This window comes from Allocoleopsis franciscana PCC 7113, from assembly GCF_000317515.1.
GTDB classification, from domain to species: domain Bacteria; phylum Cyanobacteriota; class Cyanobacteriia; order Cyanobacteriales; family Coleofasciculaceae; genus Allocoleopsis; species Allocoleopsis franciscana.
The window spans coordinates 1,447,394-1,464,442 of record NC_019738.1 but is presented as its reverse complement, the minus strand read 5'-3'; the positions used below and the strand labels follow the sequence as shown (position 1 = coordinate 1,464,442).

The 17,049-nt window shown below is 45.9% G+C and carries 11 protein-coding genes and 3 pseudogenes; 5 read left to right on the top strand and 9 right to left on the bottom strand.

Annotated elements, in window-relative coordinates; genetic code table 11:
- The first annotated feature begins 14 nt into the window (after positions 1-14).
- On the top strand, positions 15-413 hold the full coding sequence (msrB, locus tag MIC7113_RS06170) for a peptide-methionine (R)-S-oxide reductase MsrB (RefSeq protein WP_015181317.1): 399 nt from the start codon (positions 15-17) through the stop codon (positions 411-413).
- Between the two features lie 231 nt (positions 414-644).
- Positions 645-6,467 carry an alpha-2-macroglobulin family protein gene (locus tag MIC7113_RS06165; protein ID WP_015181316.1) on the top strand — a complete coding sequence of 1,941 codons (5,823 nt, stop codon included), beginning with the start codon at positions 645-647 and terminating at the stop codon, positions 6,465-6,467.
- Between the two features lie 194 nt (positions 6,468-6,661).
- On the opposite strand, the gene MIC7113_RS06160 is transcribed toward MIC7113_RS06165, so the two are convergent.
- The 5 genes and pseudogenes from MIC7113_RS06160 to MIC7113_RS06150 all read right to left on the bottom strand — a co-directional run.
- Complete coding sequence (locus MIC7113_RS06160; RefSeq protein ID WP_015181315.1) at positions 6,662-7,273, bottom strand: Uma2 family endonuclease; 612 nt, start codon at positions 7,271-7,273, stop codon at positions 6,662-6,664.
- A gap of 93 nt (positions 7,274-7,366) precedes the next feature.
- Positions 7,367-7,522, bottom strand: coding sequence for a hypothetical protein (locus MIC7113_RS36015; RefSeq protein ID WP_155897946.1), 156 nt, complete (start codon positions 7,520-7,522; stop codon positions 7,367-7,369).
- The gene (locus MIC7113_RS34525) at positions 7,473-7,589 is read right to left on the bottom strand and encodes a hypothetical protein (RefSeq protein WP_237671421.1); all 117 of its coding nucleotides are present in this window, start codon (positions 7,587-7,589) and stop codon (positions 7,473-7,475) included. The genes MIC7113_RS36015 and MIC7113_RS34525 overlap by 50 nt, the downstream gene beginning before the upstream one ends.
- Before the next feature lie 141 nt (positions 7,590-7,730).
- A pseudogene (locus tag MIC7113_RS06155) lies at positions 7,731-8,054 on the bottom strand (IS1634 family transposase); the annotation flags it as partial.
- Positions 8,047-10,911 (bottom strand): annotated as a pseudogene (locus MIC7113_RS06150) (NACHT domain-containing protein); the annotation flags it as partial. The pseudogenes MIC7113_RS06155 and MIC7113_RS06150, both read right to left, overlap by 8 nt.
- A gap of 185 nt (positions 10,912-11,096) precedes the next feature.
- On the opposite strand from MIC7113_RS06150, the gene egtC reads away from it, so the two are divergent.
- Positions 11,097-11,906, top strand: a complete 810-nt coding sequence (gene egtC / locus MIC7113_RS06145) for an ergothioneine biosynthesis protein EgtC (protein WP_015181313.1) — start codon at positions 11,097-11,099, stop codon at positions 11,904-11,906.
- A 311-nt stretch (positions 11,907-12,217) separates the two neighbouring features.
- Here the strand turns inward: egtC and MIC7113_RS06140 are convergent, their stop codons facing one another.
- Positions 12,218-12,409, bottom strand: a complete 192-nt coding sequence (locus MIC7113_RS06140) for a hypothetical protein (protein ID WP_015181312.1) — start codon at positions 12,407-12,409, stop codon at positions 12,218-12,220.
- A 195-nt stretch (positions 12,410-12,604) separates the two neighbouring features.
- Here MIC7113_RS06140 and MIC7113_RS36010 point away from each other — a divergent pair, with 195 nt between their 5' ends.
- Complete coding sequence (locus MIC7113_RS36010; protein ID WP_155897945.1) at positions 12,605-12,745, top strand: hypothetical protein; 141 nt, start codon at positions 12,605-12,607, stop codon at positions 12,743-12,745.
- Positions 12,746-12,800: 55 nt separating this feature from the next.
- Positions 12,801-14,126 carry an ergothioneine biosynthesis protein EgtB gene (egtB, locus tag MIC7113_RS06135; protein ID WP_015181311.1) on the top strand — a complete coding sequence of 442 codons (1,326 nt, stop codon included), beginning with the start codon at positions 12,801-12,803 and terminating at the stop codon, positions 14,124-14,126.
- 72 nt (positions 14,127-14,198) lie between these two features.
- Here egtB and MIC7113_RS06130 read toward each other — a convergent pair whose 3' ends face one another.
- From MIC7113_RS06130 to MIC7113_RS06115, 3 genes and pseudogenes are all read right to left on the bottom strand, one after another.
- Complete coding sequence (locus tag MIC7113_RS06130) at positions 14,199-14,399, bottom strand: hypothetical protein (RefSeq protein WP_155897944.1); 201 nt, start codon at positions 14,397-14,399, stop codon at positions 14,199-14,201.
- Between the two features lie 109 nt (positions 14,400-14,508).
- Positions 14,509-15,815 (bottom strand): annotated as a pseudogene (locus MIC7113_RS38905) (NF041680 family putative transposase).
- A gap of 644 nt (positions 15,816-16,459) precedes the next feature.
- Complete coding sequence (locus MIC7113_RS06115; protein WP_015181309.1) at positions 16,460-17,002, bottom strand: hypothetical protein; 543 nt, start codon at positions 17,000-17,002, stop codon at positions 16,460-16,462.
- Positions 17,003-17,049: the final 47 nt, after the last annotated feature.

The window sequence follows — 17,049 nt, the reverse complement described above, 5'->3', positions numbered from 1 at the left end:
AGGAGGATTAAAGCATGGTTAAAAAGGTACAGAAGTCTGAGGAAGAGTGGAAACAGCAGCTCACGCCGGAGCAATTCAAAGTTACTCGAAAAAAAGGGACAGAACGAGCCTTTACCGGAGAATATTATAACCTCAAAGAGGAAGGAATATATAAATGTGTCTGCTGTGGGAACGACCTGTTTACCTCTGAAACAAAGTACGATTCTAAAACGGGTTGGCCTAGTTTCTGGGCACCAGTCAATCAAGAGAATATAAAGCTTGAGAGTGATAATAGCTTGTTCATGCGGAGAACCGAAGTACTCTGCGCTGCCTGTGATGCCCACCTCGGTCATGTATTTAATGATGGCCCCGCGCCAACTGGTCAGCGCTATTGCATGAATTCTGCTTCTTTGAAATTTGATAAAGAGGTTTAAGTTCACAAGTGTTAGGTGTTAGACGCAAATCTAACACCTCTATAAAGTACTAGGTTGAACTGGAACTGTCTATCACTGCCCAGCTAAGCGGCTCGTCTCCTACATTGCGTTAACTTCCCAGTAACAATTTATGGAGCGATCCGGAAATACACGCGATCGCAAGTGTAGAAGTGGTCTTATTGAATCCATCTGCGCCAGCGATTCGCTGAATTAGCTGTAAGGAAAGAAGCCATGCACACCATCGGCAGATTTATTAGAACTTGGATGCCGTTTCTACTCGTCCTCACCCTCATCTGGGGGATAGTCGGGTGTGACATCGCCAAAATCACCTCCAGGGTTGAACCCCTCCCCACCGTTACCCCACTCCCCACCCCTCAACTCCCAGACTGGATCGAGCAGATTAGTCCAACCGGAGCGGCTGAACCATTGGCTCAAATCCGCATCCGGTTTAAAAACCCCCTGATTCCCGTTGAGAGCCTTGACAGTCCTCAACAGCAGAATCTCCTGAACAAATTTGAGATTTTGCCGCCTCTGAAGGGACAATTTCGCTTTTTAACCCCCCGGATGGTGGGATTTCAAGCCGACCAAGCTCTGCCAAAAGCCACCCGGGTAAAAGTTACCCTGAAAGCGGGATTAGCCGACCTTAACAAACATCGTTTAGAAAAAGATCTGGCTTGGACTTTTAATACTCAAACGATTCAACTAACAAGCTTACCAGGAAAAACGGCAAATCCCGACTCTCAAGCGGAACCTTTCGACGTAAAGCCAACCCTGAAAGTTACCTCGAATACAGAACTAGATTTGGATTCCCTCCAAGAGCATGTCACCCTTATTCCCCAAGGGCAGAAAAAAAAAGAGAATGTATCCCTGAAAGTTGCTCTGGAAGAAGACAAAACCCCCTCCACCTCCAACCAACTTCAGGAACAATCTAACCCCAACCAACCCCAAGAGAAATTCGACCCATCACAGCGTAACTGGGTTTATACCTTAATACCAAGACGTGCATTAGAAAAAGCCACGAATTATCGCTTAGAATTTTCCCCTGGTTTGCGCCCTGCGCGTGGAAATCTCCCGACAGAAACTCCTGTGGTTAGCCAAGTTACCACTTACGCCCCTCTCAACTTTAAAAAAATCGAATTAAATAACAACGAACGCTTTGAAAAAGGCAGCGCTCAATTAAAATTTAACAATGGTTTGATTGCAGATTCAGCCATTAAGAACATTACCGTTAAACCCGCGCCCAAACAAACGCTTCCCCTAATCAGAGCCTACGATAACGGGGATATTGTTAGCCTCAACCCTTGGGTATTAGAACCCACAACCACTTATACGATTACCCTCGGTGCCAATATCAAAGATAAATTTGGGCAAACTTTGGGAAAACCCGTGACGGTGAAGTATGAAACGGGAGATCTAATCGGTGATATTTGGGCACCCTCTAATCTGAATATTTTTCCTTCTGGCAAAAACTTACAATTAAATATTTCTACGGTTAACCTGCCTGAATCAAAGTACAAAGCGGCTTATCGGGTTGTGACACCAACCGATTTAGTTTATACCGATTCCGCTTATCCCAAAGGAAATAGTAATGATTTACTTCCCCCACCCGATAAATGGTCAAGCTTTAAAGTATCTGGGAAAAAAAATCAGTCCACTGAAGTAACTGTTCCTTTACGGGAAAAGCTGGCTGGAAATACAGGAATGTTAGCCTATGGGATACAGGCGCGAACCAATTCTTATCAAGAAAACGGTCAAAAAAAGTGGCGCGAACCGACCTATTACGGACTGGTGGAGTTAACGAATTTAGGAGTGTTTGCCCAGTGGTTTCCAGAATCGGGATTGGTTCGAGTCAATCATCTTTCCGATGGTTCTGCTGTCGCATCAGCAACGGTTGAAATTTATGAATCCCAATTAGAGGCAAAATCTCCATCTCCATCTGTAGCTTGTGCAATGGGTAAAACTGACCCAACTGGAACATTACTGCTGAATAGCAAAGATTTGCAGAAGTGTATTAAAGGTGGAGGTCAAAGCTTTTTAGAAGCACCTAAATTGCTCGTGATTGCCCGTGACGGGAAAGATTGGGCGTTTACTCGGACGAATGAATATAGCGGAATTTACGACTACGACGTTAATGGCGGTTGGCAGAGTGGAAAACCTGAATCAAGGGGAACAATTTTTTCCGATCGCCAACTTTATCAACCTGGAGAAACCGCTTGGTTAACAGGAACAGCCTACTATCTGCAAAATGGAGTCATCAAGCAGGATAAAAATGCTAACTATAAAGTAACGCTGGTTAGCCCAGATGGTAAAAAGACAGATTTGGGTACCCAGACGACGAATGAATTTGGGACATTCTCCCTCGAATTGCCCATTAAGCCCAATCAACCTTTAGGTTACTATTCAATTCGCGCCAAAGGAGACGGTGGTGCGGAAATTTCCGGGGAATTTCGCGTAGCTGAATTCAAACCCCCCAATTTTAAAGTTGCTCTCAACCTCGATCAAAAATTTGCCCTAATTAACCAAAAGGTTGAAGCTAAAGCTCAAAGTAACTACCTGTTTGGTTCGGCGGTGGAAGGTGGAAAAGCTAAGTATTATATCACGCGCAAGCAAACTGCATTTATCCCCAAAGGTTGGGAGAAATTTTCCTTTGGTCGTCAGTGGTTTTGGCCTGAAGAAAGTCCGGCGGTACCCACCGATGTGCTGCAAACCAATCAAGAACTCAATCAACAAGGACAAAGCGGTCAAACGGTAACGGTAGCGAAAGATTTGCCCTACCCAATGACTTACCGAATCGATGTCCAAGTGAGCGATGTCTCAAATCTATCGGTATCTGATTCTAAAGAATTTACCGCCTTGCCCAGTGACAAATTAATTGGTTTACAAAGTAATTTTGTAGCAGAAGCCAATAAACCTTTTCCTATTCAGGTGATTGTTACCGACCCCACCGGAAAGGTACTTGAAGGAGAACAAATTCGCGTTGAACTGCAACAAATCAAATACAGCAGTGTAACGCAGGTAATTGAAGGGAGTCAAACACCTCGCAATCAGGTGGAATATAAGACAGTAGGAGAGGCAAAAATTCGTTCTGGTAATCGTCCCCAAGCGGTTTCCCTCACTCCTCCTGAGTCAGGTTCCTATCGCATTCACGCCAATTTGGCTAATACTAAAGATGCCGTTACAGCAACGGATTTGCAGATTTGGGCGACGGGGGCTAATCCTGTAAGCTGGGGCGATCGCTATACCAATAATCGCATTGAAATCAAACTGGATAAAGAAACTTATCAACCGGGCGAAACGGCTACAGCTTTAATCCAATCCCCTTATCCAGAAGGCGAGTTATACTTTGCCGTCGTTCGCCACAATACCCTCTATCAAACCATCACAAAAATCAAGGGCGGTGCACCAGAGATTCAGTTCCAAGTCACTCCAGAAATGCTACCTAATGCCGCAGTTGAAGCGGTTCTAGTTCGCCAAGGTGCGCCTTTAGAGCAAGTTGAACCGGGGAGTTTAAATAACCTGGTAGGAATTGGCTTTGCACCTTTCAAAACGAACTTGGAAGGCAAGTATTTAAAAGCCAAAATTACTCCAGTGCAAGGTTCGCTACAACCGGGTACTGAACAAACCGTGCAACTCGAACTTAAGGACAATCAAAATCAACCCGTCCAAGGACAATTTACCGTCATGGCGGTTAATGAGGCGGTGCTGCAACTAACCGGCTACCGTCCCCCGGATTTGGTAAAAACAGTATATGCAGAGCAACCTATCTCGACTCGTTTTGCCGATAACCGTCCCGATGTCGTCGTACAACCTCTGACTTCAGCGCAGGAAAAAGGCTGGGGATATGGGGGAGGGTTATCCGCTGGGGTAGCGGGGACTCGCGTTCGTACTGATTTTAAAGCCTTAGCTTACTATAATGGCTCCGTTTTGACCGATACGAGTGGGAAAGCTCAAGTTACCTTTAAATTGCCCGATGATTTGACGACTTGGCGGGTGATGGCGGTGGCAACGGATGGGAATCTCCGCTTCGGGAATGGGGAGGCGACGTTTATGACAACAAAACCCCTAATCTCTAATCCAGTATTACCTCAGTTTGCTCGTCCCGGCGATCGCATGGAAGCCGGTTTATCCGTTACCAACAACACGGGACAAAAGGGCAATCTTGCCATTAATGGGGCTGTCAGTGGCGCACTTCAGATTGCCGACAATAAACCTGGAAGGCTGCAAACTCAGGTAGAATCCGGTACTCAAGCTTACCGTTTCCCTATCGTAGCCAGTAGTACGGGTGAAGGGAAAGTAGAATTTGTCAGCCAATTGAATGGGACATCGGATGCGTTTGCAGTTCCTTTGGAGGTGAAACCATTAGAGGTTACTGAACAGGTAGTGGAAACGGGGACGATCCCCCCCAGCTCCTCACTAAAGCTCCGGCCTTATAAAGGGGGGAGCAATCAGGTGAAGATTCCTGTAAATGTAGATAAAAAAGTTGTACCGGATGCGGGAGGTTTAGACGTTTCCCTCGCCAGTACGCTAATTCCAGAGATTACCGCCCCAGCGCGGCAAGTTTTGCAAGAGAATCAGTTACCCTTCTTGGAACCAGCAGCGAGTCAATTAGCGATCGCAGCTTCTCTACAAACTCTCTCTCAAAAATACACTCAAACCTTTGCCGAATTTAATCCGACTCAACAGGCTAGCCAAGCCCTTGAGCAATTGCAAAAACTGCAACAACCGGATGGAGGATTTGCCGCTTTCCCCGGACAAAAAAGTTCTGACCTGTTTGTGACTCCCTATGCTGTTCGCTCAATTATTATGGCATCCAAGGCTTTTGTAGGGGCGCAAGGCCTTGCGCCTCTACAGGCAGACTCTCCAATGATTTCTCGTGCGAGTTCCTATTTGAAGAAAATCCTCGCCAACCCTGCTCAATACGATTTTTGCCGAGAACAATTGTGCAAAAATCAAGTGCGGCTAGAAGCTTTAATGGCTTTGGCAGAAATTGGAGAAAAACGCAATGAATTTTTGGCAGATATCTATGCCCAGCATAGTCAATTCGATCAGGTGGCTCAGATTAAACTGGCTCGTTATCTTTCCCAGTTCCCAGAGTGGCAAAAAGAGTCACAATCGCTGTTTAATCAGTTGCAAGAAACGGTGTATCAAACCGGACGAACAGCTACAGTAAACTTACCCAAAAATTGGAGTTGGATTAGTTCACCGACAACCGCTCAAGCTCAAGCTTTGCGCTTGTTTATGGCTCAAAAAGCTCAGCCAGAAGTGTTAGACCGATTACTACAAGGACTTTTGGCACTACGGCGACAAGGAACCTGGCAGACTAGCTATGATAATGCCGAAGCCCTCACCGCTTTGGTGGAGTATAGCCAGCTTCAACCCACACCGCCGAACTTTGCCGCTACGGTTCAACTTGCGGGTAAAAATTTACAATCTGCCAAGTTTGAGGGTTACCAGAAACCTAGCCTTGAACTCAAAGTGCCAATGGCACAGTTACCCCGTGGACGACATGATTTGAAGTTAAACAAATCCGGTCAAGGGACACTGCACTATTTAGTTGCCTATCGCTATCGCTTCAAGGGCAATCAACCGGGACGGTTTAATGGACTACGGGTGACACGAGAAGTTCGTGCGGCTAATCAGGACAAAGTACTGCGAAAGATCGGACTTTATGCGGCGGATGATCCATTAGCTGTCAAAGCTGGGCAGGTGTTTGATATTGGTTTGGAAATAATTAGCGATCGCCCCGTGGATCATGTTGTGATAAAAGACCCACTTCCCGCTGGGTTTGAGGCAGTGGATACGAGTTTCCAAACCGCTACGCCCTACTTCCAGGCACAACAAGATAGCTGGCAAGTTAATTATCAGACGATTTATCGCGATCGCATCGTGGCTTATGCCGATCATTTAGAAGCGGGAGTTTATAACCTGCACTACCTCGTGCGTTCCGTTACCCCAGGTACGTTCCTCTGGCCTGGTGCCGAGGTTCAGTTACAATATGCCCCAGAAGAGTTTGGGCGATCGGCTTCTTCTCAATTGATGGTGGTGAATCAGTAGCTTCTAACTTCTTTCTCATGAAACTCTTGATTAGACCTCTGGCAAAAGTTGAATCTACCTCTTCACTAAAGCTCCGGCTTAATCCCCTCGATATATTGGGGGAAAACACTTGAAATCTTGCTCCCTCCCCTTAGTAACCGGAGCTTTAGTGAGGAGAGGGCTGGGGAGGGGTTCTTTGTATTTTTGCAAGAGGTCTATTGTTCACTTTCTGTTTCTATTGAAAAGTCAACATCCTCGTAGAGAAGAGAAATAGGACAACGGAAGTCAACGCTACTCAGATAGACTTCTAGCTCAGTTTCTTCTAGATTAGTTTCATCAATTTGGTAGTGAGTAAGTTCCCATTTCTTGTGTTCGTTCAGTCGATAACACTCAACGCTCATTTGCTCGGCATCGATGAGGACGTATTCTTTCAAAGTTTTTAGGCGGCGGTAGTGAGTAAATTTCTTGCCGCGATCAAAACCTTCTGTACCAGGAGAGAGAACTTCAGCGATGAAACAAGGGAATCGAACAATTTTTCGAGCCGTGCGATCTCGTTGGTCGCAGGTTACCATCACATCAGGATAGTGAAAGGGTCCCTTCTCAGATATGGCGACTTTTGCGTCTGCCATAAAGACTTTACAGCCTTTACCTCTTAGATGATTTTTGAGAGCCGATGCCAAGTTAAGAGCAATAGAATTGTGGGGGAGGGTTCCCCCAGTCATGGCAAGGACTTTGCCGTTGACATATTCATATTTGAAAGGTTGCTGTTCTTCCCATTCCAGATATTCCTGGGAAGTCATCTGTCGATGTTCTAGAGTGGCAAACATTTTAGTGGGTGGAGAGGAATTGTTTACTCGAATTCTAACAATGACCCATTACCCACAGAAAATGGGATTGCACCACATGCAATGCATGACACTCTACAACACCCCATCTTCTACTGCCCCTAAAGCTTTGAGCGTTGCTGTCTCAGTTTCCGTTAAACCCGTAACACTCGTAATATTCATACCGTTGTAGCGAGTACTATTATGATGCCAACACTTCACTGAGGATGACAACAGGGAGACTGGGAACATTACGAAACCCACTGTCATTGGTTAAAAATAGCGTACAACCTACATCTAGTGCCGTAGCAGCATGAATTGCATCGGGTGCTTTGAGGTTAGTAGTAGCCCTTAAATTCGCAGCAGTTTTAACGGAAGTTCCCCTTTGACCGGAAGTTCCCCTTTGACAAAAAACTACAACCTATGCTGTGAGAGAGGGAGAGACTCAACTCCTCGGCTGTTACTGGGTACAAATTAAGGAAACTTCTAACAAATCTAACGCTTTTTGTTGGAGTGGAGTCGGTTGAGTAATTTTCTCAAACATTAGAGAAGTCTCCAGACCACTAGACTGGAATTTATTTTTGACAATCGTTGCTAAATCAGTCATTAAAGTCCGAAAACTATGGACAGGAAGCTTTTCAGGTGTCTTTTTAGTCGCTGCCTTAGCGCGGGCTTTCTTTGAACGCTTAGATGGAGCAACAATTGAACTTTTTCCCTCCGGTTCAACTGTGACTTTTTCATCGTCAAACAGCAGTGGAGCTAAAGCTTTCCTCATGTGCCACTGAAACTACTAAATTGCTGTGACCTTTACAGGTCACAAGTTCTCTGCCGCTCGTAACGTCCCAGAAACGAACTACGCCATCGGAACCACCTGTAGCCAATAGTTTGCCATCAGGACTAAATGCTACTGCAAAGACTGTACCGAAGATTTTAGTAAAAGCAGAATCAGCTAAATTCGCTTCAGCCAAATTGACACCACTCAGACTGGCATTAGAAAAATCAGCGCCTTTAATCACAGCACGGGAGAGATCTCTACCTTCGATCGCACCCTTATCAACTTTTACCAATAACGTCGCTGCATTCCCCCCGACATAACCTACCTCATCTTCAGTTTTGCCCCGTGTCGCTTCCAGAATTTCGATAAATGGTGACTCATTCTTAGCCCCCCTTGTTAAGGAGGGTTGGGGGGATCGACCCTCAGCGACATCCTGATGATCCCCCCCTGTCCTCCTCACTAAAGCTCCGGTTGAAAAGGGGGGAGAAATGCTGTCAAGCATCGGTACAATCAAATCCATCACCGCCTTCGTCAGTGGTGCTTGCCCAAAAGCACCGCGAAGCTGCGCTAAATCTTCCCTCACAAACCCCTTCAGACACGCAATCGGCACAATCCTCCCCGCCTCATCCATCTGTCGCCGAAAATAGGAAGACCAAGTGTAATTCTGAGGTGCAGCACCTCCATCCAAATGCGACTGCGCCTGTGCCAACTCCGTAAAATCAGCAGCCAACGCCCCCAACTGCGCCGCAAACTTATACGCCACAAAAAACTCCAACAGCGATCGATGCGCTGGCGTATAATCCCCATCAGAATTACGAATTAGCATCGTCTGACCCATCATGTCATAGTGCCAGTGGTCTAAATCCTTCTCTTCCCGCACCATAGAACCAAACAACCGACGAATGCGTTCAGGGAAAAGCCGATAATTCAAACTCATCTGATCACTGGACACCATCTCCCAGGACAACTCACACAAAAAGTAAAGCTTATCCGCCAGCGAAGTAAACGTCCGTTCCGCCCTAATATCTCGCTCCATCTTGCGTCGCACCGCATACAAATAAACCCGCGACATATCCACTGGTTTACCCTGCTCAATATCCGGCAATGCTTCCAAAATTAACTCCGTCATCACCGGACGACGCGCCAAATCCAACAATTGAGAATTCCTCATTACTTGCTCAACGGTTGCAGGTTCTGCTTGGAACAACAACACTTGATGGATTTGCTCATCGTTGAATTTCTCCAGTTCCAGCACCTCAAACTGCGGCGTTTCACCCGTTAAAGCTGCCGTAGAAGCCTGCAATTCTGCATTTAGCAGCACCCGCCCTTCCTTCGCCTCTGGAAAATGTTCGGTGCGACAGGTCAAAATTACCTTACTTCCGGGTACTACAACCTTCGCTAACTCCCAAAAGTTATTAATCATTTCTTGCCGATCAACTCGTGCTGCCATCTCATCGAAGCCATCGAAAATCAGCAGCAGCTTACCCATGCGGTTGAGTTGCTCGAAAGCCGAATATCCCGGTAACGGAATCTCGTGCTTGCGGAAGAAAAACTCGGAAAACAGCGACTCCACACTCACCGCCTTGGCATAGTCCCGCAAGGGGATAACTAAAGGTAAACGAGGACGTTCCACCCCCCGTTTTTGGGCATCCCGATAGCGTTGCAGTGCCGTCCAAGCATAGTGGAAGGCAAACCACGTCTTGCCCGTACCGAACTCTCCCAGAATCGAGATATGCTCTTTAGCTGAGTCATCCAGCCAGAGGTCAATATATCCATCTATCCAGCCGTCGCGTTCGTCGTAGCGACTGACGGCTAACCTGCGCTTAGTAACGAGGTCAATTTCTTCTTTCGTACAGGCAAGCGGAACATACTTCTTCTCAATATCCCGACGTTTCACCTCTGCTTCCAACCAGTCGAGATAACCACTGAAGTCAGCATCCTGATCGAGCAGTTCATCGAAGGTATAGCAACCCAGATGACGATTTTCCTCCTTCTCCACCTCATCCCGCGCCGCCCGTGAAATTCGCCGTGCCGTCACCAGCCAACCTTCATCGGTTCGTTGCTCCTCTACTGATTGGCGCAACGCCGCCACATCCCTGATTCCTGCCTCGCCCTCAATCCCTCGCACGAGAATGCGATCGTATCGATTTCGCCGGACTGGGATGTTGATAATCCACTCAAAATAGGTATCTTCCCAAACCTCATACCGCTCAAAGCGGTAGCCCAAGGTTTCAAACCAACCCCTCATCTGCTGCGCTAAAACAAAAGCCTTGCAATTGTTTTGGGTTGAGGGTTCAGCCGCTGGCAGTGCTAAGTAATCCTGTGCCGCCAGCCGCGCCATCTCTGTCCGAATTCCCTCTAGTGTCGGCAGCCTTTCGAGGCGTTGTTGGATATTTTCTATCCTTTTATGTAAGGAGCCTATCTGCTGATTGGTGAGAACTTCAGCCGGTGTGCGCGATCGCTTAGCCACCTCGATAAACACGGTAGCAAACGCCGCGAACTCTCTGTGAGCGTCAATTCCCAACTCTCGGATTTCATCCCCTAAAGCATACCCATCCAGAAACGCTTCGCCTTCTTTGAGGAGAATTGAAGGGTTATTTTGGTCTAATGCCCTGCGGAAAATCTTTTGAATCTCTTGTTGCCGGAAAAGTTCAAGGAACGGCTTGGGTTTGCCAACGCCATACTCTACCAAGGCGTAAGCGTAAACTCCACTAAAATCAGTCGGTGGATGCTCTGGGTCGAGGTTAAACTTTTTTAATAATTTAATGACTGTCTCATTGCGCTGGAGCTTGTCCTTGATAAAAGCGGTAGGACTGACGATATCGGTAATTGCGCCAATTATTGCGTCGAGGGGAATGGGTATCACGGGGATGTTCCTTGGGTTAGAGGACAAAGGCGACGTACAGGCTTAACCGCTATTATGCAAATCTCTGGATAGAGTTGGCGAGTCAGTCCTACCCCCTAATCTCTTTTGTTAAGGAAACACTAAAAACTTGAATCAGTCACAATCAGGATATAGACAACTAGTCATGTAACAGGAAATAGTTCAGAATGTGCCGATTACTTGGCTACCTTGGCCCTGCCATCCAACTTGACCACCTCTTGTATAAACCCGAACATTCACTAATTGTCCAGAGTTATCAGCCTCGTGAGATGACATCTGGCGTAGTCAATGCTGATGGCTTAGGAATCGGCTGGTATCATCCACAACGGAATGTTGACCCCTTTACTTACAAAAACACCCTACCCATTTGGAATGAGACTAATCTACCGGAATTGAGCCGCTATGTTGAGTCGGGGTGTGTGTTGGCCTATGTCCGCAGTGCGACAGCAGGCCAAGCGCTGGATATGAGCAACTGTCAGCCGTTTCGCGAGGGTCGCCTGTTATTAATCCACAACGGATTAATCAGTAATTTCCGCAAGTCTTTGTATCGACCGATACGTGAAAAAATTGGCGATCGCATCTACCAATCCATCAATGGCACCACGGATTCCGAACATATCTTCGCTCTCTTAATCAATGAGCTGGAGGTATCCCCAAATAGCACCATTGTCGAGGCATTACACACCACCTTAATCACCCTAACCGAGTTAGCAAAAGCCTATCAAGTCAGCTTTTCTGCCAACCTAGTTATTAGTGATGGGCATCAACTCGTTGCTAGTCGCTATGCTTACGGTATCACGGCTCCCTCACTGTACTGGCTCAGAGATGACCCAACTTTCCCCGATTCAGTCATGATTGCCTCTGAACCTATATTCGCCGGCAACTGGCATGAGTGCCCGGAGGGTAGTATTCTCCGTGTGGGAGAAAACTTGGAAATCTCATCAATCGATGCTAGTCCTACAGACGCCAGTCAGTAGACGGTTATCAATCAACATAAGCAACTTGTAGGGTGGGCATTCCCTATGATTTTCTGTCCCAGAGGATGACAGGATTAAAGGTAGGTAATGCCCACCTTATGTTTAATTTTTTCCACCTACCTCACTAGAGTGGTAGCTAATTAGAGAAATTATTAATTCCTGCATCTGTAGTCCTCTAAAAAACCAATTTTCATACCTATAAATCAGTCCAATGGTTGATTTATTTTGTTTTATGAGGAAATAAGTTTGTTTGTGGTAAATTCATGAAATTTGAAATTGATAAGTAACCATCCTGATTTAATTAATCGAAATTATTGCCCACGCCAATCAGGAAAATTACCTTTTAAACAATCTAGGATTTCATCTGTCCATCGGTCTTCTATTGTCATGAGCCATGCTTCAAACTTGTCTTCTGTTCCAGAATTTAAAGCTTTATAGTGTGATTTCAAGCAAGATTTTTTGGGGTTGATTTGCTTTTTGTCCCCTAATATTGTCATAGTCATGATTAATGTTGAAATTATTAAGTTTTAACAACCGTTGATTTTGAAATTCAATTTTGAATATTAATAGATTTTTTGAAGAATTGCTAGGAATCTAATACTATAAAAACGTGATGATTATCATGCGTAAATGTGATATAGGGTTGGCATATCAGTAATCTACTATCTACAAATAGGTGACTTGAACAAATCTAATGGGTGAGCAAGGTCACAGGTTGTCAAACGCCAGACCCCAAACGGAAAACCGAGTTCAGCCTCACGGGTATGACGAAATGGGATTGTAACTCCCTGTTTTCCAGTCAGTCCATGATGGCTCCCATTGCCGCCACCTCTGCCTGAAGATTACTCTTCCCTGACCGCTAACCCCTAAGCTTTTTAGAAGAAATTTAGAATTATGTCCCAAAATTCCGGCACCAAGGCTTCGTCCCTACAGATTAGAGAAACCATCCGAGAGGCAATGCATCAGTGCCGAATCGGCACCTTGGCTTTGTTTGAAGGCATTGACGATACGACGTTTCGGCGACAAGCACATCCAGAATTCAGTCCAGTAGGTTGGCATTTGGGTCACATTGCCTATACAGAAGCCCTGTGGTTGCTGCAACGCTGTGCCGGTTTACCTCCATTGTTTCCGGAATATCATCGCTTATTTGCCGCCGATGGCTTGCCCAAGTCGGAACGAGAGAATGTACCGCCACTAACCGAAATTCATCATTACCTCAATACGGTTAGAACCCAAGTATTCAGCTATCTAGAAACCGCCCCGGTAGAACAGCAAGAACGCCTCTGGCACTTCTTAATTCAGCATGAAAGTCAGCATGGCGAAACCATTGCTTTTGTTTTACAATTGCAACGCTGGCATCTTCTGGAACGGCATCAAGAGATGTGGGTTCAGGGTTCTGCGGTAAATGTCTCATCCTCTTCATCCTCTGTTTCATCGGTTCCCTCTAGGGACGTAGAGATGAGGGAAATTCCAGCAGGCGAGTTTATGATGGGCAACGACTCAATTGAAGCCTTGGATAACGAGCGATCGCGTCACCGGGTATACTTAGATACCTACTGGATTGACCGCTACCCCGTCACTTGTAGACAGTACCGAGAGTTCATCGAAGCCGGTGGATACCAAAACGAACGTTGGTGGTCACCCGACGGGTGGAAGTGGTTACAAGAAAATCCCGTGGCTCAACCCCTTTACTGGTCATCAGCTTCAACCTGGGATAATCATCCCGTCTGTGGGGTGAGTTGGTACGAAGCCGACGCCTATGCGAGATTTGTCGGCAAGCGACTGCCAACCGAAGCTGAATGGGAAAAAGCAGCGAGTTGGGATGCTGCAACTGGACAGCCGCGCACCTACCCTTGGGGGCAGGAAACACCCGACTCTCACCGATGTAATCTTGATAATTGCGTTGGGCAAACAACACCTGTAAATGCTTACCCACTGGGACAAAGTGCCTATGGGTGCGATGATATGCTCGGCAATGTGTGGGAATGGACAGCTAGCTGGTTTGACGCTTACGAGGGATTTGTCAGTTACCCTTACCGAGGCTATTCCCAAACTTATTTCGATGGACAGCACCGAGTCTTAAAAGGGGGTAGTTGGGCGACCCGTCCCAGGGCAATTCGCTCTAGTTTTCGTAACTGGTATTATCCGAGCATTCGTCAGATTTTAGCTGGCTTTCGTTGTGCCATATCCCAACCGGATAGCGGTGATTCAATGATTTGAACCCAGTCATTTATAGGAGCAAGGCAGACCTTGCCCTATATAAATTTTTTTTCAAAAAGTCTATTGAAAATCTCAATAAACAGCCTTCAAAAAGTTATCTTTCTCATAAAGAGCAGATAAAACCCCTTGCTTTACAATAATAATCATGGGTTTACAGTCGGCAGTTTCATTGAGTTGCGGATACTTTAATTCATCCGGCATCTTTGTGAGCCAATTTATGGCACGCTTATAGATATCATCAACCAAATCAAGATTTCTTCTGTCAATTTTCAAAGTTTTCAACTTACCTTGATCATGCGGACTACTGGAGATTAGACTACGACAAACTAACTCAGCGATAACAAAAGCTGAGAAAGAAGAACAGCCAGAGAAAAAATAGAGATTAAGCAGCTTTTTTTGTCCGTTTTTTGTGTGGTGTTTTTCCTTTTTTCACTACTGGGTAACGAGTTTTTTTAGTACGTTTGTTCCCGGCTTGCCAACCCGGAGACTTTCCACGGGGTTTGGGAGAGACAGCCGGTGTGCCAATCTCCGGTAAAAGTAATGCGAACGACTCAGCCACCCGCCCAGGAGTTAAATTTGACAGGGGTTTTTGCCAAGGAAGGTGGTGTTGTGCCACCAAGTCTCTAGCTAACCATAATTCCCAAGTCAATATGGGCATTAAATCACTCCACCTTTCACATTGGCATGGAGTACTCAGTTGAGGAACTGTCCAATGTAATCGTTGTTTAAGAAAACGATACCAGTGGTCAACAGCAAAGCGACGTAAATATTGTCGCCAAATCTCAGGCAGGGGCAGCATTTCCTGACCTACCCACACCAACCATAACGGTTGAGACTTTGAGTGTGATTGCTCCGGCAGGATACGTTCGACTAAAATTAATTGCATAGCAATTGAAGCACTACCAGAAAATGCAGGTCTTGCCACATCCGGACTCGAAGTTGCCCAAACCTTGAGTCCTCAACTTCAACCATTTCAGTAGCTTCCCACCAAGTTGATGAGTCGTTGAGCTTAAATTTTTGACCATGTTTTCTGGGTCGTCCCTTACCTGTATAGGCAGGAGGTGCTGAGTATAAACAACGATTAGAACGAATCCTCATCAAAAAGTCGGCTTCTATCTGGGCTGTTTGATTGAGCAAGGAAGCATTGCCATATTCACTATCGAGTAAAATCATCGGACGTAGTGGCAAATACTTACAAGCTTGTTTGATTTGCCAAGCAGCTTTGCTAATCGGATTCTCCCAACTGGTAATCCGCTCATGTCTCAAAGGTAATGCCCAACTGCCCTTATGTTCGGGTATCCAAGCTATGGTACTGTATCCTTGACCGATACTAATCGGTTTGTTGGAAGCGATCGCACTTGGCTGATGGCAGTAAGTACGGTCTTGCAATGTTGGTGAATGAACTCTTGCCCAAGCCGTATGATCTACGGCTAAAACGGGGCGCTCCTGCACTAGTATCTGTTTGATATACAGGCGCATTAACTTGTTGCGATTCGGTCTACAGTCTTGTAGAGCTTCATATATGCTCGGCCACTTCCGTCGAAAAAAGGGACTTAAAGAAAATTCAGCTAGGCTATAGACATTGCGAGTTGTGAGTACAGCATCAGTCAACTCAAAAGTAGCATCCTGCGCGAAGTTAATTAAGTCGTAAACTTGTTGGCGAAATTCTTGAAGTTGTTTATAGTTCATGCAGGGGAGAAATGATCGATTTTGGTTAATTATCATTTTCTCCCCTTTCCCATGACTTATACATGTCAGGTTGGATGCTCTTGATTAGGGTAGACACGGAAACACAGAACCGGAGAGACACACGCGAGAGTTTTTGTTCTGGGCAATCATCCCGGCTTGAGCTTAAGTCTGTATCATTTCATGTCAGTTTCATTGCGCTGAGTTTTATTCGCGATTGGCACTCGCGAACTTGACTAATTTTTTTGCCGTAATTACTGCTTCTCTACTCGGCACTCCTTGCCATCGTAGTCTAAACTCCAGTTATGAGGAAAACACATCTTTGAGGAAAAGATCGCTCTGCGCTGATTCCTTCCAAGTCGTTTCCCTAACACAGCAGCGCTTCGCAATCGCGCCATTGGAGTCATTCAACCTTACCCACGCTTCATCCGCCAATCACCCACAAAACTTAGTCAATTGTCAGCGTCTTGAACCTCAGGATGCAAGTTTTAGCTCCAATCTGTGACAGTGCTAAGCTGTTCTTTTATGCCTTTAACTTGCATAATTTGGACGGACAATCTTTCCCAAGTTACAAGAAATCTCTACTCTGGACATCTGCAATTTGGATGATTGTCAGCTTAGTACGCTTGTTGAATTGAAATGATTCGCTATTTCACCGCAGCCAGTTTTTGGAAGAGTGGCAGGAGTAAATCAACATCCAGTAAAAACACAGTTAGTGTTCCTCCTTGCTGTGGAATAACAGCAACATGGCTAGCGACTTCCAGGGTATCCGCACGACGATAGGACTCTGGTAAAACCCGGAACATGGATAACGGCACTTCGATTAAGACAGGAGTGTTAACCACGGGAATCCCGTAAAATTCACCCGTTGTACTTTGCACAATCGCCAGATAACCGCCGGACTCAGACATTGAACTGGATTGAAAAAATTGCCAATTCAGGTCTACAACCGTGATTTCCCGTGCCGCAGAACTATCTCGCAGAGAATCACCCATGTGGGCTACTCCAACATGATTGAGTCCGCTACTGTAAACTGGCGTGCGATCCACTACTTTGTAAACCGATTCAATGCGTAGAGCAAAATTGAGATTACCGATTTTAAACACAATCAGTTTGATCGAAGGTGCTGTCTGTCGAGACTTACGAAAATCGGCAGCAGTAGATTTGGGTTGGAGTAAGAGATTTTTCATAGGAGTAATAGGTAATGGGTAATGGGTAATGGGTAATGGGTAATGGG